The organism is Sphingobacterium wenxiniae (assembly GCF_900116225.1).
GTDB classification, from domain to species: Bacteria; Bacteroidota; Bacteroidia; order Sphingobacteriales; family Sphingobacteriaceae; genus Sphingobacterium; species Sphingobacterium wenxiniae.
This window is the reverse complement of sequence record NZ_FOZZ01000011.1, coordinates 82,348-103,105: the sequence shown is the minus strand read 5'-3', so window position 1 is coordinate 103,105 and position 20,758 is coordinate 82,348. Positions and strand designations below refer to the sequence as shown.

The window sequence follows — 20,758 nt, the reverse complement described above, 5'->3', positions numbered from 1 at the left end:
CTTGCCCAAGGAAGCCCTGTACTAAATAAATTTCATTTCGGTGGCTTTGTGAATCAAGGACACCGAATTGCTTACCCGAAACTTCTGTAAAAGATTCCTTCGATGGCTTTCGACGGTAAGCGGGCTGATGAACATAATTTCACCGATCTTCGGCGTGGTATGTCCTTGTGCCATCAACGCAAGGACCTCCCGCTCCCTTTCTGTTATTTTAGGCACGGTATCCTCCGGATTTGTCAGTACAGGAATCATCTCCTTACTCAAGACCTGCTCACCCCGATACGCCGATTGTATGGCATCGATGAGCTCTTCTGCTGAAACATTCTTGAGCAGGTAGCCTGTTGCGCCAGCTTGTAGCATACGCGAAGCGATACTTCCTTCATTGAGGTTGCTGATGGCTATAACCTGTGTTTCGGGATAAGATTTACGGATGATTTCAGTAGCGTCGATACCGTTCATATCGGGCATATTGATGTCCATCAGAACCACATCCACCTGTTCGGCCTGTAAAAAAGCCAAAGCATCCGTTGCGCGGGTAAAGGTGCTTTTGAGCAAGATATCCGAATTTGTGTTTAAAATAAACTCAAACCCGTTCAGCACCAGCGGATGATCGTCAACAATGATGACGGAGATTTCTTTAGCCATGTACTTCAAGTTGAATGTGAAACGATGCGCCTCTGCCTAACGTGGCATCGATCTCAAATTGTCCGTTTAATATTTCTACGCGGTTGCGGATATTGGAAATACCGATCCCTTCTTTTTTAGACAGATCCTTTTCCGCGTCAAATCCTCGGCCATTATCCTCTACGGAAATGAAAAGTTTTCCATCTTCTTCGCTGCATTGCACCCAAGCCTGCGAGGCTCCGCTATGTTTTACAGCATTGGTGAGCAGTTCCTGAACAATCCGGTATACCGCGATCTGGAAAGGCTGCGGATAATTGGCACGTAAGTTAGATGCTTGAAAATCGACCTTTAATTCAGCATTGGTCATGGCATCGCACAGGTCTTTCAAAGCAGCTTCGAGCCCCATATATAGCAGGGATTCGGGCATCATATTGCGGGCTACCCGACGCAGCTCATTGACTGAATGGTCTAATTGATTGATAATGGTGTACAATTCCATGTCGGATTCTTTCTTAATCTGGTGTTTATCAACAGTGGCAGCAACCGCGGATAATTTCAGCTTAACACTTGCCAGCATGCCGCCTAGGCCATCGTGCAGGTCTCTGGCTATTCGGCTACGTTCGCGCTCTTGTCCTTGCAGCATGGCGTTATAGAGATTGAGCTTTTCTTGTTGCCGTTGGTTTTTCAGCTCCTCCTGCAAAAGCATTTCTTTCTGTGCCGCGAGTTTTTTCTTGTTCTTCAACGCTGTATACCACATGTAGCTGACGATCCCCAATACCACAGTGGTCAGCAGCAAAATACCGGCTAGCATACGGGTATTTTGCAGGGAAAGCTGCTGTTGTTGGCTTTCCGTCTTCACTTGCAGAAGCGCTTTCTCCTTTTCGGCTGTCTGGTATTTTGTTTCCAGTTCGTGTATATGAGCCTGGCTCCTATCGGAAAGCAGGGTGTCTGATACGTTTTTGTAGGCTTCATACCATTTGACAGCCTCTTGGTACTGGCCTAACTTAGTGGTGGTGTTAGCCAGATTATAGTATACCATCTGCTTGTTTCGTAAAGAGGGTTTTTGCTGTATATACGGCAATGCTTCCAACAGCTTTTCTTTTGCAGAAGCATACTGGCTGTTCATTTGGTAGGCCGTGAACTGATCAAAAAGCAGCGTGGCGACCATATCTTCATTGTTCTGTGTTTTTGCTGCAGACAGACCTTTTTCAAAATGCGCATGTGCTTTCGCGTAATTTTTGACCGCTGCCCAATGACTCCCCGAGACGGCATGATATATGGGAATGTAGGGCGAGTTTGGAATCTGGGTAGCTAATATGGCTGCACTATCTAAAAATCGGCCCGACTTCTGGTAATCTTTGCTGAGCGTGGCATTGCGCGCTGCATTGCTATATAATGTAAAACGTTCTTCTAAAGCTTCGTTTTTATCCTGAAGGAAATGCAGTGCCTGCTCATAATATGCATCAGCCTTATCATAATCGCCCAAATTCATCAAATTCATGGCGACATTCTGATAGTTATTTCCCATTAAGGCAGAGTCTCCGATGCTTTCGGCCAAGGGAATGACTTTTTCTATCAGAATTTCGACGTACTCATGCGCTTTACCTTCGCGTTGCAATAAAGCTCCGTAACTGGCCCACAGACGTGCGCGATAACGGGAAGCCTGCCGATAGTTTTCGGCCTTGACATCTTTTAGGTAGCCCTCTGCCTGCATGTAGCTTTCTTTGGCCTTGCTGGGATCGGCCTCAAAATAGACCGCAGCACGGTAGAAGCTTTTTAGCCCACGGTAATACGTGGAATTACTGACGCTTCCTAAAACACCCTCGGCTTCGCGGATATACGATAATGCTTTTGTCGTGTCATAATCTGACCAAAAAAAACTCAAATCCAACAGGGCCTCTGCCTTTTTTTCCTGATCTTTGACCTGTTGAAGTTGCCGATACAGGCTATCGCCATACTGCCTTACCTCATCTTTCGACTGGCTAAATCCTTGTGCTGTTATAAACAGCAAATACAAAACAAGTAACCCGAATTTCTGCGCCATATGCGATATAATCACTATCCTTCGTTGCCTACGAAAAATATTGAAATGAAAATACAGATAAATCTCCGAATTAACAATCCGGAACCATCCCCATGGTCATACCATTAGGACCCCATATAGGAACCATGCGCATCTGACAGCCTGACCCGCCGCTATCGTTTTCTGTAACATCGCGGCTGGTATTAAAATTAAGTTCCAATCTTGTTCCCTTGGGAAAGCTTTCTGTCTCTTTTTTGAATACTGCGAGCATTTTCATTTGCCCCTGCTCCCTCTCCAGTCTTCCATCGAAGGTCATCTCCTGCGTTTCGGAGATGAATTCTCCATTTATTGTCTGGTCGGTAATTTTAAAATATATATCAGAATTTTCATTCCCCGTATAAAATGACTTCCTGTCATATTTTCCACGTATTTTAATATTAATCTCGCCCAGATCTTCGATATCTGACAGAAAAACAATAGACACGGAATCTCTCGTATCTTCGATAAGGGCGATACTTCCCGCTCCCGAAAGATCCAGTTTATTGCCGCCTTCCAATAAAAGGCTGCCGCGAACCGTTCCTTTATAGGGTATCCCGCCATAGAGACTACTAAAATCTTCACTTTCGCGAACTTGATCATCTTCTTTGGTACATCCTAAAAGAAGAATAGATACCATGAATAACATTATTTTTTTCATCGCTATTTCTTTTTAAATTATCTCCACATCATTTGTCCGCCTGCCGCTGCAATACGGTCCTCCCCCCTGACAACAACAGGAATAACACCCGGCGAATTTGGTTCGATCGGATCTACATTGTATTGCTTTCCGTCGTTTGGAATAATCTTCATATACCACATATAGCCAAATGGACCGGTTTGTTTATATTCGCTGCCTACGAGTAAATGTTTCCCGTCAGGTGAAAACTGAGGTACAGATTCCTTAAAATTACTGGTGGTTACCTGCTTTAAATTGGAACCATCGATATCCATCGTGTAAATATGATTCGCAATTTGTAAAGCGAGCTGTGTTCCTGCCTGATTGACAGTCAGTTCATCCCAATTTTCGTAGTCCATTTCTTTTATTAGTGTTCCCGAAGTGTAGGGCGGAGCTATTCGGATTATATATTTGCCGTGGGTGATGACAATGTTATTGTTGGGCAACCAAAGCCGTGCTTCGTTAAAACCAAGACGTTCGCCATTAATGTCGACAATGCGGGCTACAAATTCTCCATTTCTTTTCAAAACAGTAAGTCCATCTTCCTTTTCATTGGACGTGACTAAAATCAAGCTATTATCCGGAGAGAGATAGCCTTTGCAGTAAGCACTAAGTCCGGGACCGTTATAGATAAACTCTTCAACGATACTGCCGTTGCTGATGTCGCTGATCGTGAACCGGATATCATATTGCCCAAGGGTACTGGCATTGACGACCGTCAACTTCAACTTCCCATCGCGCGAAATATCAAAGTTGTTGAGTTTAGAATCATCAGGAATAAAAGAACTTCCGGTTCCATCCGGTAAACTTATTTTGAGAATACCTTCCGTTGCCCAATCGTAATAGATTGTTCCTTTCAGTGTAGCTGGATAAAGCATCCCGTCTGGGTTTTCATCTCCTCCAGGGTCGTTATTTTCCTTGGAACATCCAATAAGCAGCAGAAAAAAACAAATAGCAATAAATAAATGCGTAGTCAACTTTTTCATATCCTAATCTTTAACGTTTCCATTTTCAAAGTTAACGGAGAATTCAAAAGCATTCAATCCACGAAAACAAGGATTTTTATCGCTAACGGAATTTGTGCATACAGGCAGATTGCCAATGCCAGGGTATATAGCACGGGGAATATTTCGTCAAAACCAAAATAAATCGTAAATCAAACTACCGCATGCTTATGATGGCTTGCGCGTAATACTGTAAACTGGGATTTTCGGAGCGAATAGATTTTTACTAAACCTATTCTATCCATGAACTACTGACCGTTTTACCTGTTGTATAAGAAGAACAACTAATAACTCCCCTTATGGAAACAGCAATAGGAATTGTAGCCGGTATATTGACGTCCATCTCTATGGTACCGCAGCTAATAAAGGTTATAAAGGAAAAAGATGTGGATAACCTTTCGCCAATGATGGTTGCTATTCTATTAGCAGGTGTATCGTTATGGGTCGTTTATGGCATCATATTAACGGACTGGCCTATTATTCTGTCGAACGCATTTTCAGTCATCGTAAATACGACTTTGTTAATCTGTTATTTTTTCTTTCGGAACCGTCAATAAGGTATGTATAGTGATTGGGCACGCGAGTGTAGCTCCTTCCTATTACTTGTTCTGGTAAAAGTATATAAAAGGAAAAGGGTTCAGCTAAATTCTGAACCCTTTTTTGCTTTTTAATCTTTTGTACCTTTTTTTTCTGTGTCTTTGTTTCTTTTTTCGGATTAACCTTTTGCTAATCTTTTGCAGATACATTAAGAAGCGTTTATTTTAAATAACGGTCTCATTTAAGAGATCGTTTACTTTGTGCTGCTCTTTATATATAAAACGTCCGATAGGAGAAGATATTGTGCAGGAATACATTTTTTTTGTGATTACGGATTTGTGCTGAAAATTGATCCATTTGCTATCAATGCTCTGCGGTTCATTTTTAGAATGTCTAACACCCACTGTGCAAAATCCTCTGGCTGCAAAACCTTTTCTGGATTTCCATCGGTTAGCCCTCCTTGAATACTCATATCGGTGGCAATGGTGCTTGGCGTTAAGGTAACCACGCGTATATCATCCTTGCGCCATTCGGCCATCATAGATTGTGAAAGGGATATTACGGCTGCTTTAGAAGCGGCGTAGGCCGACATTCCTGCGCCCCCTTTGAGACCGGCAGTAGAGGCTACGTTAATAACATCGCCCTGCCCTGAACTCTTAAGATAGGGATATGCTGCACGAGCGACATGGTATACACCAAAGAAATTGATGTCAAAAACTTTATGAAAATCAGCAGCTGACATGTCCAATATTTTCCCAAACTGCCCAACGCCAGCATTGTTTATCAATATATCTATACCTCCTAGGGATGCGGCAAGTGTTTCCACACCTTGATTTACAGTGGTTGCTTCTGCTATATTGAATACGGCATAAGAGGCTTCCACACCATATTGACGTAACTCTTCGACAGTCGACTTTAAATTGGCTTCGTTTTGTCCTGAAACACCGACATGTACACCCGCTGATGCCAACGCTAACGCCACAGCTTTTCCTAAACCACGGCCACCGCCTGTTACAATCGCTTTTTTACCTTTTAACTCTGTCATCGTTCATTGAATTTTTGTTTCCCAAATGTAAACAGAAAGCAGCAGTATCCGGAAAACACAATTGTCAACTTATCGTTAAAAGGTTTTGAGGATTTTCCCTGACAATAAATGCATTTTGGCGTGCTTTGCGCAATTATGGCAGAGAATTAATGTCATAAGTAGCACGCAGCTGTCGGTATTAGCGTAATGCAGCGAAGCGTTTTGTTAAAATTTGTTAAGCCTATACGTTGTAGCACGGAAAGGCACAGAGATTGATTAATTGATTATACTTTTCATAAATTAGGTTTATAATTGGTTAGTTAGTTAAAATCCTGAGGCTCCCCGCCTCAGGATTTTTTGATTTTACCCTCTTTTGCTCCTTAATACTTACCTTTGTAAAAACACAGAAATTTAAAAAACAGGTAACACAATCATGAGCAAAGCAGAAAATTCTTCTAAAATGAAGGTAGAGGTATGGAGCGATATTATGTGTCCGTTTTGTTATATTGGAAAGCGCCACTACGAGTCGGCGTTAGCGAAGTTTAACAACGCATCGCATATAGATATTGTTTGGAAGAGTTATCAACTCGACCCGACAATACCAGAGGACGTGGAAAAAAGAATGACTACTCCTGAATATCTTTCTACAAGAAAAGGTATGCCTCTGCAACAAGTCGAAGCTATGCAGCAGCAGGTTACCCTTATGGCAGCAAAAGCTGGTTTAGAATATCACTTGGATGATGCCGTTGTATATAACTCTTTTAAGGCCCATCGCGTTATCCAACTTGCTAAAACCAAAGGCTGGGGAGACAAAGCAGAAGAATTATTTTTCCATGCGCATTTTACTCTGAACAAAGACTTGGGCGATACCGACACTTTAGTGGAGGTTGGGAAAGAGGTAGGGCTTAGTGCAGAGGAAGTGCACGAAGCTTTAACCAACGAGAACTATGCTTACGAGGTGAAACAGGATATCCAAGAAGCGCAACAGATTGGTGTGCGCGGTGTTCCATTTTTTGTTTTCAATCGCAAATACGCCATTTCAGGAGCGCAACCCGTAGAGGCCTTCGTCGAGACACTGGAGAAATCCTATGCTGAATGGCAAAAAGACAATCCTACAGGGGGCCTTGAAATAACGGACGGAAACGTATGTACACCGGATGGGGATTGCCAGTAGGAACAAGGTCGAAATTTAAAATCTATTTCTTAACATACATCAAGGGATTGAAAGGAAGACTGCTGTAACTTTGTATTATTAAAAACAGGAAGTTATGGCAAAATCAATCTTACATAAAGCCGGCTCCAGGGGTGGGGCCGACCATGGGTGGCTCAAAAGTTTCCACACATTCAGTTTTGCCTCCTATCATAATCCAGACCGCGTGCATTTCGGTGCTTTGCGCGTATTAAACGACGATTGGGTTGCCGGGGGGCAAGGTTTTGGTGAACATCCGCACAACAACATGGAAATCATTTCCATTCCGTTGAAAGGAGAACTAAGGCACCAAGATAGCATGGGAAATAAAGGCGTAATCAAGCCCGGTGAAATCCAAGTGATGAGCGCAGGTACGGGCATTTACCATACCGAGTTTAACAATATACCCGATGAAGCTACCGAATTTCTTCAAATATGGGTTTTCCCAAACAAACGGGACGTCCAGCCCCGATATGACCAAGCTAAATTAAGCTACAAAAAACACCCTAATCAGTTAGAACAGGTTCTTTCCCCCGATAGGGAATCTGCCGGTGTATGGATCCATCAGAACGCATGGTTTCATATGGGCTGTATAGCACAAGGGAACAAAACAACATATACCGTTAAAGATGGTGCAAACAATGGTGTATACATTTTTGTTCTTAATGGGAGTATCCTTGTTGATGACCAGGCGTTGGACAGACGGGATGGCTATGGGCTTTGGGAAACCGAAACATTTACATTGGAAGCTACAGCAGATGCGGAGGTATTGTTGATGGAAGTTCCAATGATTATATAATGAGTAAATAAATACGAAATAATTTAAAACAACACTAAAATGAAAAAGTTAACAACATTTTTTGCATTCCTATTCTTATCAATAGGATTGTTTGCTCAAACGACATGGACGGCAGATCCGTACCATTCGAAGCTCGGTTTTACGGTTACCCACTTAGGCATCGCTGATGTTCCCGGCCATTTCAACACATATGATGTCTCTATTGTGTCGGCCACCGAAGATTTCAGTGATGCTGTTGTCGAACTAACGGTGCAGACTAATTCGATAGACACAAGAGTAGAGCCAAGGGATAACCACTTAAAAAGCGCCGATTTTTTTGATGTTGAGAAACACCCTACCATGACATTCAAAAGTAATACGGTAAAAAAATCGGCAGAAAACACCTATACATTGGAGGGCGATCTTACTTTATTAGGGGTGACAAAACCGATTACGATGACCATGAAATACCGGGGAACTACCAAGAACCCAAATGCGGAAGGAGCTCCCGTAGCAGGAATCCAGATTACAGGAGTAATTAAACGATCGGATTTTGGCTTAGGTAACAAGTTCCCTGCTCCGATGATTAGCGACGAAGTCCAAATTAAAGCAGATGGCGAATTCGGTCATAAATAAAAAAGCAATAGTACTAGTATCTAAAGCCGTCCCCCTATTTGGGACGGCTTTTTCTTTACACCTCCTAAGGGCTCTTTCATATTCGTATTTATACGGTATTGCAAAAGAACTTCACACGCATTTCAGGTATTAAACGAAAAAACTCTCCGTCGCTATGACTGTTTATTATATAATATTCACATAAATACTAAACTAATGAATGGCGATATTCCAAGACAGTTTGAAGGCAAATCATTGGATTGTTATAAGTCTGTCACTTTACATTCCAGAGAGCAGGCGGAGCTATTCTATGAACGGGTAAAGACCCGTTTATTGGATGTCAACCATTGGGATAAAATAGCAGAGCTCCCTTCAGCAACATTTACTATTAAAGACACGGCGGGTCATACACTAAATAGACCGGTTCAAGAGGGTGACTATATAAAGATCGATATCCCCGGACCAGGATTACCTTCTTCAAAAGGATATGACTGGGTGCAGGTGGAGCAAATCACGGAAACAATAGAAAATGAGGATATAAATATCATCCTGACATTGCGTCCTGCTCCCGACCCGACACAGGACCTTACGGACACCGCACACTTTTTTAAGCGAATAGCCACCTCTTCTATCCTGTTAGAGCAGAAAGATAAAAATATCTATTTACATTATGCAGGCCGTAACGAAGTAATAAATACGGATAACGCCTCCATATTGGATAATTTCCGAAACTTTATGGTGGGGTTAGGTGCAAAGCTGGGAGCATCATTTCCTCAATGGAAAGCACTTATTGAAGGATTGGGAGACATCGAAAAACCTTGATTTAAGTGAATTAGGGGATCCTATCGAATAATTCGCTATACGTAGACAGCATTTGAACGATAATTCGCTATCTGGTGAATACCGCAATTCACTATTACAAGCTGATTAAAATGGAAATTACATGAAAACAAGACAAAAAGTATTCTTAACAGGCGGAACTGCCGGAATAGGAAGAACCACGGCCCATCGAAGGAAATATTATTAATATAGGTTCAATGAGTGCTGATAGCCGTGGGGGAAAGAGTTCGGGATATGTAGCAACAAAGTCAGGCATACAAGGATTCACAGAAGCCTTACGTAAAGAGTTAAACCCACATAACGTAAGTGTATCTTTGATTGAACCCGGCGCTGTTGGTACCGATATGCAAAAAGCTACGCCTGAAGATCAACGTGAATTGGAAGAAAAAATGGAAATGTTAAAAGCCGAAGATATCGCATCGGTCATTTACTTTATACTGCAGCAAGACCGAAGATCTTCTATTGTAGAATTGAAAATAAAACCTTTACGACAACTTACATAAACCAAAGAATTATTTATATCGTGACTCCAACCATTTCGTGTTGCGATTGTTTATCTTAAAACAATATAGATAAATCTTTCACGAAACAGCATGATTAAAGCACTCCCTAAAGAACTACAGGTAGCTCTGACCATCGTATTGACGGTTATCATTTTATATTATGGCAAGGAAGTATTAGCTCCCATGGCTATTGCCGGTATTTTAGCCATGTTGTTTGTAGCCCCTTCAGCATGGTTAGAAAAGAAAGGATGCCCCCGCTGGGCCAGTGCTCTTATATCAATAGCTATATTGCTTACATGCCTTACCGGGCTAGGTTTTTTATTAAGTTGGCAACTACAGGGGTTTGCTGAACAAGTAGATTCGATGAAGAAGAATCTGACCGAAACCGTTTCAAATCTCCAAGAATGGATACGGGATCGTCTGGGAATCGATCAGGAAAGACAGAAGGCTATTGCCGAGGAGCAAGTGAAAAGCGGGGGGGCCACAACTGGAATGGCACAACAATTTGCTTCTGGATTCTTTAGCTTGTTCATTGATTTTATTCTGGTCATGGTTTATACCTACTTGCTGTTATTTTATCGTTCCAGATTAAAAAATTTTTTACTTAGGGTAACTCCCAATAACCTTCAAGGGCGCACCATTGAAATTGTAGATTCTGCCAGTCAGGTTGCCGCGGGTTATATGGCAGGATTAGCAAAAATGATTGTTGTATTGTGGGTGCTTTACGGATTTGGTTTTACGTCTATTGGCGTAGAAAATGCACTATTTTTTGCTGTTATCTGTGGGCTATTGGAACTGATCCCGTTTATTGGAAACCTTACGGGCACAGCTATAACTATATTGGGAGTTACGGCTCAAGGTGGAGACACCAATATGATTCTAGGTGTGGTGGCGATATATGCATGTGTACAGTTTGTGCAGACTTACCTTTTAGAACCACTTATCGTAGGCAATGAAGTAAACATCAATCCACTGTTTACCATATTCAGCTTAGTCGTCGCAGAAGCTTTGTGGGGGATTCCCGGAATGGTGCTCGCCATTCCTGTAATAGGCATTGTAAAAATAATTTGTGATCGCGTACCGCATCTTAAACCCTTCGCCTACCTCATTGGAAGTGATAAAAAAGCCAAAAAATCATTTTGGAAAAGCAAAAAATAACTATTGTACACAGTTGGGGATCAGCAGAGGTTCGCCGGAACAGGTAATCGATGGTTGGCGGTATTTTGGTTATGAAGCAGGGGAAGGAAAAACAGACATAGATATGGGAAGAGAAAAAGGCTTGCTCTTTTTAGAAAAGCTCTCCGGCACAGGATTCGCACAGCCCAACCCTAACCCAATGTTTCCAAACCCACCGGGTTTGTTGAGACTGGAACCCCATTCTAAGGGTCTACGTGATAGAATATGGTGGGGCGCGGGATCCAACGCAACAGCTATATGGGCAGCAGAGCAACGTATGAACCTTCAAAGTTCTACCTTAAAAGATGACGAAAGTGATAAACCATTTCATATACAGCAAGCTGAGCAGATAAGACTATACAAAGAAGCATGGAAAAAGCGGGCCATCAAAGAGAACCAAGGGTATCAGTGAGCCGTTCGATATTTGCACTGACGAACGATCAGGATAGATACTACTTTGGTAATGAAACGAATCGGACGGACAAAGTAGGCATGATTGAAGCTGATAGACGTTCCATTTTTGGAAGAAGCTATGCTGCAGAACCGGATGTACTTATCAGAGAGCTGGCCATGGATGAAGCTATCCGGGAAGCGGACACAATACTTTTAACGATACCGAATACTTTAGGAGTAGACTATAATGTGCATATCCTGTCGGCTATCTTAGAGCACGTAGCCCCTGATCTGGGATGGAGATAAGGTCTTGTAGAATTAGATGTGCGGAGGTGGTTCCGACGAATATGCTCAAGGTCACTAGCTGCCGTGTTAATACTGTCGTCAAAGTTCTGAATCTCCTTTGTTGTTAAAGCAGCCTTAACCGTTCAAATGTAAAAAACTGTCAAATCAACATGAAAAAAAAAGATTGGCACAGGGTTTGATTGTATGATTATACTTTTCATAAATTAGGTTTATAATTGGTTAGTTAGTTAAAAATCCTGAGGTTCCCCGCCTCAGGATTTTTTTGTGTTTATAAGAAACGTATCCCGCCAATCTTATTAGAATATCATCTTGCGCAGGTGCTCGTCTCCTTCCATGACCTTCTTAGCGTAAGGACACAGCGGAAGAATCTTCACGCCTTTTTCTTTTGCATACGCAATTCCTTTCATGACCAATTGCCTACCATAACCTTTTCCGTTAAAGGCCTCATAGGCTTCGGTATGGTCTATAATAAACTTATTGTCTCCAGCCCAGACATAAGTCATCTCTCCTGCAGGGATATCATTCTCTAAAATGACAAATTTTCCCCTACGCTGGTTCTCCTCTTGGTGGAATGTTACTATATTTTCTTTCTTTTTCATCTCTGGTAGTAAAACGTATTCTTTTTCATCTCCAGGCACTTTGGGAAAGACTTCAGTATTCTGCTTTCTCCAGTCTTCTTTGGCTTTTTCGATAACGGCCTTGTCGGAGTTGACAAAATTCCAGAACATAAACCGTTCTTCTTCAAAAGGCTCGCCGCCGAATAGGTACAGCGTGGTCTCTCCATTGGTTTCGAACCGACAGAGGGAAGCATTTTTGGCGATCAACAGCTGCTTGGAACCGTAATCGTTGCCTTCGATATTTACCGTGCCGTCAAGAACATACATCCCAACCTCACCGAAGAGCTGCGGACCGATATTTATCGTGCCGTCAAGAACATACATCCCAACCTCACCGAAGAGCTGCGGACCGATATTTATCGTCTGCGCGGTCTTTGTTTTAATTTCTATAAAATACAAAGGGCTATGCACGGGAACGGGAGAACGGTGCTCACCAAGTGTTCCTGCAATAAGCTTATAGTAAACGCCTTCTTCTTGCCACACGGGGATATCTTCCTTACTGATATGAAAAAAGGAAGGATCAGCCTGCTCCAAAGACTTAGGCAGCGCAATCCATATCTGCAATCCATGCAAAAATTTATCTTCTTTTCTTAGGTAATCGGGTGTGCGTTCAGAGTGTACTACGCCCCTACCTGCCGTCATCCAGTTGACCTCACCGGGTTTTATCTCTATTGCATTGCCCAGGCTGTCCCGATGAAAGATAGCGCCATCGAAGAGGTAAGTCAATGTGGAAAGGCCAATATGGGGGTGTGGAGGAACATCGAGGTTCTGGTATTCTTTCAAACATGCCGGTCCCATGTGGTCAATAAACACAAAAGGACCAACTGATCTTTTTTGTCGAAATGGCAGAAGCCTGCCTACCATAAAATTGCCGATATTGGCTGCTTTTTCTTCTAAAATGAGGCCTACATTTGATTGCATATTGAATAAGTTTTGATTTTTGATGATTGTCTTCTAATCTTACTTTCATACAAATCTACGCTAACCGATTTGAATATGCATTGATATATGTTAAAAACTGTTCTTGTTGCTATATATATTGTTTTTAAGCTTAGATTAATAATTGGTTAGTTAGTAAAAGGCCTAAAGTTTCTCGCCTCATTTTTTTAATAACCAGCAGGGTACAGATTATTTAATTAATCACATAAATGGACTATCTTTATTTGTATATATTCATTTCCATTACTTTCTGCATACTGATTAAAGGCTATCATGTCATCTTTTCTGGAGAACACCGGTGCCCCAACTATTTTTAAATCTTCGGGGGAATTGGATGTCAACATGACACTTTTTTTGATTGCTAAATCAAAGAGGTAAATATTGTTATTAGCAACAAAAGTGATCTTATCTCCTCGGTGACTCATATTGATAGGTGAAGAAATAGAAAAGTCAAAATCCGAAACGGTTGTAAACCTACCGCTGCTAACCTCGCATTGCACTATCTGGTTTCGATTGTCATCGTCCTTGGCTAAAGCATACACATAACGTCCATCCGACCGCAACCAATGTCTCAAGTCAGAAAGCCCTTTAAGCGTACGGGATAACCGACGTTGACGGATACCATCCGGAGTGCGAGGACGCTCTCCCTCCTTCCCCACAGCCGAGGAATCCTGCAAAATACGTGCTGGATCAATGTCAACTAAGTAGATTTCTGTGATGGTTTCTCCTTCCTCATTGCGCGTATTTCCCTGAAAAGCTATAGTATAATTCGTATGGCTACTGACCCAACACTCGTCAAAAGCTTTAGAAATCTCATCCGAACCCGGTAAGGGATCACGAACAACATCGGTAACTATTGCTGCATATTTTTTGCCCTTATTATTTTCCTCCAGACTGGATATGACAACGGGTTCTTCCGTAGGCACCATAACACCAACCATCCGCAAATCCGGATCGACAAACTCGTCATTATATGTAAAACTAATTAGCCTCCCATCGCCACTCCAACAATGGGAATGTGTGCCTCCACGCAGCGCCCCTGCTGTATAAGGAGCATGGCTATCCCGCGCATCCATCGGCATACCTACCATAGGGTTGTACATGTTTACAGCCAACCCGAATCTACGGGTTATATCGTAAGGTTTTACCGAATCAGCATCATACAAACCGTGGATAAACACCACCATATCTTCTACAGGACTGAAAGAGGCTGCCCCGACACCTGGCCCATAAATCGTCTGATTCGCTGTTTTATACAGCAACCTTTCTTCTCCGGTATGTACATTGACCATACCTATACTGGATGTTTCACCGATTTTCGTATCGTCATTACGTCCGTCAAAAACAATCCAGTTATTATCCGGAGAAAAGACATTATTATGATGTAGTGTGTGGCCTATATCCGACCTCGTTAAACTATCTATCCTTCTTTCCATATTATTTTTTTCTTGCACATCAAACATCACCATCAGTATGCTTAACAAGGGGAATATATACATCATATCTTCCTGTCTTAACCCGTTGCGCACTATATTAAGTAAAGTCAGTTTCGCCAGCCCCTGTCTTTCAAATATGCAATAAGTTGCAAAGATAGATCTGTCTGTACAACATTAACATGCGGTGTTTTCGTGAAAAAATCTTCAAACCCCGTTTTATTCTCTCTTTCTGCTTGATCGTATTTACCAAGGGTATTGAGCCATACACGTGTTCCGCTATTGATGAGTCCCTGCATCAGGCTATCTTCATAGTAGCTGTCGTCGATGTGAATAATATGGATAAAATCATATTGTTTCATAAAATCTAAATCTTCTACCGATCTAGCCCGAGGCAATAGCTGAATACCATTTGCAATAGAGTGGATACGGCTAATGTCATTTTTATCGTATAGGAAGATTAACAATTGATCCTGAACACCATACTGCTGTGCCAAATCCACAATTTTTTTGTAGGACTGTGGATTTTCAAATTTAATATCCAGATCCACTAGAATATTTCCCTTAATCAACTTAAATACTTCTTCCAAAGTCGGTACAACATAAGGGGTAGTATCACCTTGGTGAACAAGGCGGAGCTCTCGGAGCTTATTTAACGTCATGTCTTTCACTTTTCCATGACCGTTCGTAGTCCGATCTACAGTACTATCATGTAGTATCACGAGGTGTCCATCGACAGTCTCTCGAACATCGATCTCCATGATATCCATACCATAGGCTATGCACGAACGCATTGTTTCTATAGAATTCTCCGGGTATATATTTTCACCGGTATTCGCCCTGTGCGCCACAACCCATACTTTGCCCTGCTGTGTTTTGTTCAGCAAGGCAAAGTTGTGCTGTTTGGGAACTGCACAGGATATGAATAGAAGAAGGAGGCAATACAGCCAATACACTCTTTTACGCTTCATGTTCTTCTATACGATTACCAAGGTTTATTTGTTCCTTGTAACAACCATGGTTTAGACCATTGGCTATTCTTACCCCGGATATTGGAATGCGCTGTTTCTTCGAGCTTTTCGATAGCTACGTTGGCGTTCATCTGGTTAGCCGACAGTTCATTGTTGCCATAAATAAGTCGTACTGGCAGAACCGGTTCTGCCGAGGCAGGTCCTGCAACCAATTGCGGCAATCCTGTTCTTCTGAAATCCATCCATGCTTCGGTAGAGCAATTCCAGCTTGCTATCCATTTTTGTTCGATTATTCTGTTCAATGTGCCATCATATTTAATACTGCTTTGACCTATAAAAGCACTATAAGACTCCGCTACTCCCCAAGATTGGAGTGACTGGCGTACGGCTTCATTATAATATGTCTCGGCGCTGGCAGTTATCCATCCGCGTTGTGCAGCCTCGGCCAGAATAAAAAGGGTTTCTGTTGCGGAGCTCAGCCGACGGCGTAAAAAATCACCCGTAGTGGCTCTATACTTAGGAGCCAATTGCGATACATGCTGGTTTTGTACCGACTGACCAGGAGTCGGGTTATTGTTATAACCATCAGGTGCCATAGAACCTACCGGAATTCCCACATACAAATCTGTATCCAGGCTATGTCCCAACAAATTAGGGTTGTAATGACGCGTAAACTTATGTCCTTTTTCAATCTCAGCCACATACTGTTCATCAGTCAATGAGACATAGGTTTGCGGCACATCATCTTTCCGTACGAATGGTTCGGTAGGAACGGTAAGCGTGAGGTCTTCAACCCACTGACAATGAACAGGAGCTACCCAAACTTGCAATCGGGGGTCATTACTCGCCAGAAGATTATCAACCAGCGGTTTCGCCGGTTTACGTCTACGAAAACCACTCCCCCCATCTGAATCAAACTGTTGTGCCATGTACCAGGAATCAACACTGGTATTTCCTAAGAATCGAACTCCCGCATCATTAACGCTCTTATCAATATATACGCCTCCATCATATACTTTTTTGATGTATTCAGAAGCTACATCTGGTAATTTTGCAGACAGGCGCATCGCGTACCGCAGTATGAGCGTATTGGCAAATTGATGCCACTTCTCAATATTGCCCTGATACACCAGATCGCTATTGGCAATAATCCCGGTATTGGTATTATTTTTAAACAAGGATACTGCTTTATCAAGATCGGCCAACACGCCCCTGTAAATCACCTCTTGACTATCGAAAGCAGGTTGAATGACATCTTCCCCAGCCTTAAGTGCCTCTGTATAGGGTGCATCACCCCATAGATCGGTGATTGTGCCAAACGAAAATGCCCGGATTACATAGCCGATACCCTCGTGCATAGGAAAATTACCTGTCACCGCACTTTTAATCATTAACTCATTATCCCGAAGCACATTGTACCAATTGCCCCAATCGCGATTGGACCAAACATAATGGTTATAGCTATTATACCATCCATCTTCCTGCATATGCTGCACCACACCACTGCTAATGCCGTTATCTAACTCGGCATAAGCACCGGACATCTTCGTCAGAATCCCCGGAAGTAAAAGATTCACATTTGCATTGTCAGGATCCACACCATTGGGGTTTTGATTGAGTTCCGTTAATTTATCATTGCATCCAACGAATGTCAGTATCGCAAAAACAACTGCAAAGTATTTATAAAAAATATTTTTCATCACAAATAAAGGTTATAATGTCAAATCCAATTTAAATCCAAAAGGCACTGTCCAAGGACTTAGATTTTGGGTTTCGATTCCCTGTCTAAAGCTTCCGCCGTCCACCTGAAACGCCCGTTCCGGATCTATACCAATTTTGGCCTTCGTCCAGAGCATGATATTCCTTGTAAACACCGATACACGTAGGTTTTTAACATGTTTGATCCCTTTGACATCATAGCCTATAGCGAGTTCTCTCAATTTTAGATAGTCGGCATCAAAGGTTACCTGTTGATTATAATTCCAAGAAAACTGACTAGAAGCCGGATACAACATTGTTCCTTCACCTCCTAAATGTTCCTTATAACCGATCAAACCACCATTGGCATCATACTGTGCAATGACTCCGGGAATGAAAACACCGTCATAGCCCTCAACTCCTCCTTGATTTATATAGAAACCTCCCGACTCCTGTGTCAAACCTCCAACTCTTGGAAAGTCGCCATTATGTGGAATAATGTACTTTCCCGGATCGGATTTTAAAAGAGCGGTCAGTTCTTCGCTACTCATCGTGCCTCCCTGTATCATCAAGTTTAACTGGTGCTGGGACTTCCAATCAGATCCCCCATACCGATAGGTCTGGGATTGAAATTGTCCACCATAACGCCAATCTAAGCTAAAACTCAAATGAATATTTTTATAGCTGATCGTATTTTGCATTCCTGTAAGGAGTTTCGGGTTGAAATTACCTACTTTCATCCTGTTTTCTACAGCATTATCCTGAATCCATTTTCCATCATTGCCTAAAACCGGCCATAAATAATATGGTGATTGAGGATCGGTAACCCTAGCATATCCTCTGCTATACAGGTTACCGACCTCTTCTCCTACCCAGGTCATGGCACCGGAACTGTTCTCATTCCAATATTCATAATAGTCTATCCCCGGTGCCAATTCCAATATCCGTGTCCGGTTACGGGAGAAATTGATATTGACGTCCCAAGTGAGGCTATTGTCTTTTTTGATAGGTGTTCCCCCTATACCGAATTCCCACCCCTTGCTCTGCAGTCGGCCTGCATTAATCAGTTTTCGGGCGTAACCAGAAGATTGTGCCGTACTCACCGGCAAAATTTGGTTTTTATTTTCTACTTGATAATATGTACCTTCAAAACGCAATCTATTTCCATACATATTGAGGTCTATCCCTGCCTCATAGGAAGTTGCTATCTCCGGTTTCAGATTTGGCGACAACAATGTTTCCGGCATCTCCATATAAATCAAATCTCCCCATCGCCCTGTAGATAATACCGGGTTAAGCTGATATGGATTTGTATCGTTACCTACTTGTGCCATACCTCCCCTGAATTTCAGAAGGGAAACCTGAGACGGCATAGAGAATGTCTCATTGGCTATCCAACTCAATGAGGCCGAAGGATAAAAATACGATCGGTTCGATGCGGGCAGTGTACTGGACCAATCATTACGAGCCGTAAGGTCTAAGTACAATTGACGCTTATAGCTCAGGTTAGCCATGGCGTATAGACTGTAGATCGATTTTTTATATTCTCCGTTTCTGATATCCAGACCTGCGGCAGGAATATTGGATAGACGATACAGTCCTGGAATTGTTAAACCCGCATTCCGTCTCGAACCGGCGTAGTTATCGGTATTGTATTGATACATATAATTACCTCCCGCAGACACGGAATAAGTGAAATCCGGAAACTGTTCTCCACTATTATAGGTAAATAGAAAGTCTACATTGTTTTCTCTATTTTTGATATCCTGCAAGTGGTAGCCTCCTTTTGTATCACGGCTATAGCTCCACGGGATTTTTGTCTCTCTGGTTTCTACTGACCGGGTTTCAGCCGCTCTGAAAAATGCAGAAATATTATTGTTTATCTCCCAATCTAATTTGACATTGCCATAGATTCTATCACGCATAAAAGAATTTGTGAGCGCGTATGCCAGAAAATAAGGATTATCCCTTCCTCTTGCCACTTCCCGCTGCTGAATACCTTCTTCTCCTTCCATCCAATAGTCCTTCAGATCCAAGATATTGACGTGTGGAAAATTATACACGGCTTGTAGTGGGTTCGAGCCTCTATTCCCTGTTGCAGGCATGTCATTTGATTTAGCGCGCACAAAGTTAAGATTCGTACTGATCTTTAAGCTATTCGCAATATCATAGGTGACATTTGAACTTATCCCATTTCGATAAAGATCACTATTGGGTATCAACCCTTTATGGTTCATATTGTTAACAGAAAAACGATACTGAAACTTTTCGCCTGCTCCGGCGATAGAAAGGTTATTGGAAGATGTTATCGCTGTATTCAGGAAATTTTTCATATTGTCTGAATATGATTTCAGCTCGGTGGGAATCTTATTTCCATTCGCATCTACCGGACTATTCCACTGTATCGCAAGAATACCTTTATCGAGTTCGGGGCCTGCCCAGTATGCCGAGTTTTCAGCCAGTGGCCCATTAGGACGAGTACCGGAAGCATACTTGTAATGAAAGTCCATAAATCGTACAGGTTGTTCAAACACATTATTGGTTGAAAAATTTATGGTCGTCTTTTGTCCCTTGCGACCGGATTTGGTGGTTATCAATACCACCCCATTCCCTGCGCGTGAGCCGTATAGCGCTGCAGCACTCGGCCCTTTTAACACGGAGATACTCTCTACATCATCCGGATTAATGTCCGAAATCGGGTTTCCATAATCAACTTGATTTCTGTCATTACCGAAGTTACTGACATTATTCATACCACTGACCAAAGGAACGCCATCAATCACATACAGGGGCTGATTGTCCGAACTTAAGGATGTAGCGCCACGAATGACCATACTAATGGATGAGCCTACTCCTCCTGTTTGATTAAGCGTTACGCCGGGTACCTTGCCGGCGATCCCTCCTAATAGGTTTTCCTGTACAACTGTATTGAGACTCTCACCATCAACTTTACCTACCGAATATCCCAAAGAGCGCTCGGATCGTTTAATGCCTAATGCAGTAACAACGACCGTTTCGATATCTTGATTAACAGATTGTAATATAATCTGAAAAGTTCGTTTGCCCCCGAGATTGACCTGTTGTGCTTCATATCCCACATGGTTGACCGTGATAAAGCGATCCTGTGCTGTCACGTCAATGGAAAACGTTCCGTTGTTGTCCGTACTCGTTGCACGTAACGAGCTGTTGGTGGATATGCTGACAGCTGCCAATGGTCTTCCATCAGTCGATGAGGTGACCACGCCACTGATGGAAGTATTCGCTTGCTGTGCCATAACAGGATACGTAATCACCGTAGCAAGCAGTACAGCCAAAAAGCAACACCAACCTTTAAATGAAATGATGTTTGTTTTCATAGATTTTTCTTTAATTGAAT

At 42.4% G+C, this 20,758-nt stretch carries 19 protein-coding genes; 9 read left to right on the top strand and 10 right to left on the bottom strand.

Annotation, left to right across the window (positions count from 1 at the left end):
• Window positions 1-21 precede the first annotated feature (21 nt).
• The 4 genes from BM375_RS13975 to BM375_RS13960 all read right to left on the bottom strand — a co-directional run bounded on the left by BM375_RS13975 (window position 22) and on the right by BM375_RS13960 (window position 4,345).
• Window positions 22-642 (bottom strand): response regulator transcription factor, encoded by a 621-nt coding sequence (locus tag BM375_RS13975; protein ID WP_093366948.1) that lies wholly within the window; start codon window positions 640-642, stop codon window positions 22-24.
• On the bottom strand, window positions 635-2,665 hold the full coding sequence (locus tag BM375_RS13970) for a tetratricopeptide repeat-containing sensor histidine kinase (RefSeq protein WP_093366946.1): 2,031 nt from the start codon (window positions 2,663-2,665) through the stop codon (window positions 635-637). Before BM375_RS13970 ends, BM375_RS13975 begins: the two co-directional genes overlap by 8 nt.
• Window positions 2,666-2,735: 70 nt before the next feature.
• Window positions 2,736-3,341, bottom strand: coding sequence for a hypothetical protein (locus BM375_RS13965; RefSeq protein ID WP_139227599.1), 606 nt, complete (start codon window positions 3,339-3,341; stop codon window positions 2,736-2,738).
• 17 nt (window positions 3,342-3,358) lie between these two features.
• The gene (locus BM375_RS13960; protein ID WP_093366942.1) at window positions 3,359-4,345 is read right to left on the bottom strand and encodes a TolB family protein; all 987 of its coding nucleotides are present in this window, start codon (window positions 4,343-4,345) and stop codon (window positions 3,359-3,361) included.
• Window positions 4,346-4,662: 317 nt separating this feature from the next.
• Between BM375_RS13960 and BM375_RS13955 the strand changes: the two genes are divergently transcribed.
• On the top strand, window positions 4,663-4,920 hold the full coding sequence (locus tag BM375_RS13955; protein WP_093366940.1) for a SemiSWEET transporter: 258 nt from the start codon (window positions 4,663-4,665) through the stop codon (window positions 4,918-4,920).
• Window positions 4,921-5,228: 308 nt separating this feature from the next.
• On the opposite strand, the gene BM375_RS13950 is transcribed toward BM375_RS13955, so the two are convergent.
• Entirely contained in the window at window positions 5,229-5,945 is a 717-nt protein-coding gene (locus BM375_RS13950; RefSeq protein ID WP_093366938.1) for a 3-ketoacyl-ACP reductase, read from the bottom strand.
• A 412-nt stretch (window positions 5,946-6,357) separates the two neighbouring features.
• Here BM375_RS13950 and BM375_RS13945 point away from each other — a divergent pair, with 412 nt between their 5' ends.
• From BM375_RS13945 to BM375_RS17505, 8 genes are all read left to right on the top strand, one after another.
• Window positions 6,358-7,098 (top strand): DsbA family oxidoreductase, encoded by a 741-nt coding sequence (locus BM375_RS13945; RefSeq protein ID WP_212611688.1) that lies wholly within the window; start codon window positions 6,358-6,360, stop codon window positions 7,096-7,098.
• Between the two features lie 94 nt (window positions 7,099-7,192).
• Window positions 7,193-7,912, top strand: a complete 720-nt coding sequence (locus BM375_RS13940) for a pirin family protein (protein WP_093366936.1) — start codon at window positions 7,193-7,195, stop codon at window positions 7,910-7,912.
• Window positions 7,913-7,951: 39 nt separating this feature from the next.
• A complete protein-coding gene (locus BM375_RS13935; RefSeq protein WP_093366934.1) occupies window positions 7,952-8,527 on the top strand; it encodes a YceI family protein in 576 nt (191 codons plus the stop codon).
• A gap of 195 nt (window positions 8,528-8,722) precedes the next feature.
• The gene (locus BM375_RS13930; protein ID WP_093366932.1) at window positions 8,723-9,328 is read left to right on the top strand and encodes a hypothetical protein; all 606 of its coding nucleotides are present in this window, start codon (window positions 8,723-8,725) and stop codon (window positions 9,326-9,328) included.
• A gap of 185 nt (window positions 9,329-9,513) precedes the next feature.
• The gene (locus BM375_RS13925) at window positions 9,514-9,849 is read left to right on the top strand and encodes an SDR family oxidoreductase (protein WP_317614820.1); all 336 of its coding nucleotides are present in this window, start codon (window positions 9,514-9,516) and stop codon (window positions 9,847-9,849) included.
• 90 nt (window positions 9,850-9,939) lie between these two features.
• Window positions 9,940-11,007 (top strand): AI-2E family transporter, encoded by a 1,068-nt coding sequence (locus BM375_RS13920; protein WP_093366929.1) that lies wholly within the window; start codon window positions 9,940-9,942, stop codon window positions 11,005-11,007.
• Window positions 10,964-11,437 carry a hypothetical protein gene (locus BM375_RS17510; RefSeq protein ID WP_244525915.1) on the top strand — a complete coding sequence of 158 codons (474 nt, stop codon included), beginning with the start codon at window positions 10,964-10,966 and terminating at the stop codon, window positions 11,435-11,437. The genes BM375_RS13920 and BM375_RS17510 overlap by 44 nt, the downstream gene beginning before the upstream one ends.
• Entirely contained in the window at window positions 11,395-11,724 is a 330-nt protein-coding gene (locus BM375_RS17505; RefSeq protein ID WP_244525911.1) for a hypothetical protein, read from the top strand. Before BM375_RS17510 ends, BM375_RS17505 begins: the two co-directional genes overlap by 43 nt.
• A gap of 296 nt (window positions 11,725-12,020) precedes the next feature.
• Here the strand turns inward: BM375_RS17505 and BM375_RS13910 are convergent, their stop codons facing one another.
• The 5 genes from BM375_RS13910 to BM375_RS13890 all read right to left on the bottom strand — a co-directional run bounded on the left by BM375_RS13910 (window position 12,021) and on the right by BM375_RS13890 (window position 20,738).
• Window positions 12,021-13,262 (bottom strand): bifunctional pirin family protein/GNAT family N-acetyltransferase, encoded by a 1,242-nt coding sequence (locus BM375_RS13910; protein WP_093366927.1) that lies wholly within the window; start codon window positions 13,260-13,262, stop codon window positions 12,021-12,023.
• 215 nt (window positions 13,263-13,477) lie between these two features.
• Window positions 13,478-14,782: a DUF3748 domain-containing protein gene (locus tag BM375_RS13905; RefSeq protein WP_212611687.1), complete on the bottom strand. Its 1,305-nt coding sequence runs from the start codon at window positions 14,780-14,782 to the stop codon at window positions 13,478-13,480.
• A 41-nt stretch (window positions 14,783-14,823) separates the two neighbouring features.
• Window positions 14,824-15,684: a glycerophosphodiester phosphodiesterase family protein gene (locus tag BM375_RS13900; RefSeq protein ID WP_093366926.1), complete on the bottom strand. Its 861-nt coding sequence runs from the start codon at window positions 15,682-15,684 to the stop codon at window positions 14,824-14,826.
• Between the two features lie 14 nt (window positions 15,685-15,698).
• A complete protein-coding gene (locus BM375_RS13895; protein WP_093366925.1) occupies window positions 15,699-17,384 on the bottom strand; it encodes a SusD/RagB family nutrient-binding outer membrane lipoprotein in 1,686 nt (561 codons plus the stop codon).
• Window positions 17,385-17,396: 12 nt separating this feature from the next.
• Window positions 17,397-20,738 (bottom strand): SusC/RagA family TonB-linked outer membrane protein, encoded by a 3,342-nt coding sequence (locus BM375_RS13890; RefSeq protein ID WP_212611686.1) that lies wholly within the window; start codon window positions 20,736-20,738, stop codon window positions 17,397-17,399.
• Between the last annotated feature and the right edge of the window lie 20 nt (window positions 20,739-20,758).

Excerpts from the sequence above, each read along its gene's own strand:
- BM375_RS17505 (WP_244525911.1), top strand. The coding sequence starts at position 11,395 with ATGGAAAAAGCGGGCCATCAAAGAGAACCAAGGGTATCAGTGAGCCGT.
- BM375_RS13970 (WP_093366946.1), bottom strand. The coding sequence starts at position 2,665 with ATGGCGCAGAAATTCGGGTTACTTGTTTTGTATTTGCTGTTTATAACA.
- BM375_RS13895 (WP_093366925.1), bottom strand. The coding sequence starts at position 17,384 with ATGAAAAATATTTTTTATAAATACTTTGCAGTTGTTTTTGCGATACTG.
- BM375_RS13960 (WP_093366942.1), bottom strand. The coding sequence starts at position 4,345 with ATGAAAAAGTTGACTACGCATTTATTTATTGCTATTTGTTTTTTTCTG.
- BM375_RS13905 (WP_212611687.1), bottom strand. The coding sequence starts at position 14,782 with ATGATGTATATATTCCCCTTGTTAAGCATACTGATGGTGATGTTTGAT.
- BM375_RS13975 (WP_093366948.1), bottom strand. The coding sequence starts at position 642 with ATGGCTAAAGAAATCTCCGTCATCATTGTTGACGATCATCCGCTGGTG.
- BM375_RS13940 (WP_093366936.1), top strand. The coding sequence starts at position 7,193 with ATGGCAAAATCAATCTTACATAAAGCCGGCTCCAGGGGTGGGGCCGAC.
- BM375_RS13945 (WP_212611688.1), top strand. The coding sequence starts at position 6,358 with ATGAGCAAAGCAGAAAATTCTTCTAAAATGAAGGTAGAGGTATGGAGC.
- BM375_RS13900 (WP_093366926.1), bottom strand. The coding sequence starts at position 15,684 with ATGAAGCGTAAAAGAGTGTATTGGCTGTATTGCCTCCTTCTTCTATTC.
- BM375_RS13890 (WP_212611686.1), bottom strand. The coding sequence starts at position 20,738 with ATGAAAACAAACATCATTTCATTTAAAGGTTGGTGTTGCTTTTTGGCT.
- BM375_RS13920 (WP_093366929.1), top strand. The coding sequence starts at position 9,940 with ATGATTAAAGCACTCCCTAAAGAACTACAGGTAGCTCTGACCATCGTA.
- BM375_RS13910 (WP_093366927.1), bottom strand. The coding sequence starts at position 13,262 with ATGCAATCAAATGTAGGCCTCATTTTAGAAGAAAAAGCAGCCAATATC.
- BM375_RS13955 (WP_093366940.1), top strand. The coding sequence starts at position 4,663 with ATGGAAACAGCAATAGGAATTGTAGCCGGTATATTGACGTCCATCTCT.
- BM375_RS13930 (WP_093366932.1), top strand. The coding sequence starts at position 8,723 with ATGAATGGCGATATTCCAAGACAGTTTGAAGGCAAATCATTGGATTGT.
- BM375_RS13935 (WP_093366934.1), top strand. The coding sequence starts at position 7,952 with ATGAAAAAGTTAACAACATTTTTTGCATTCCTATTCTTATCAATAGGA.
- BM375_RS13965 (WP_139227599.1), bottom strand. The coding sequence starts at position 3,341 with ATGAAAAAAATAATGTTATTCATGGTATCTATTCTTCTTTTAGGATGT.
- BM375_RS13950 (WP_093366938.1), bottom strand. The coding sequence starts at position 5,945 with ATGACAGAGTTAAAAGGTAAAAAAGCGATTGTAACAGGCGGTGGCCGT.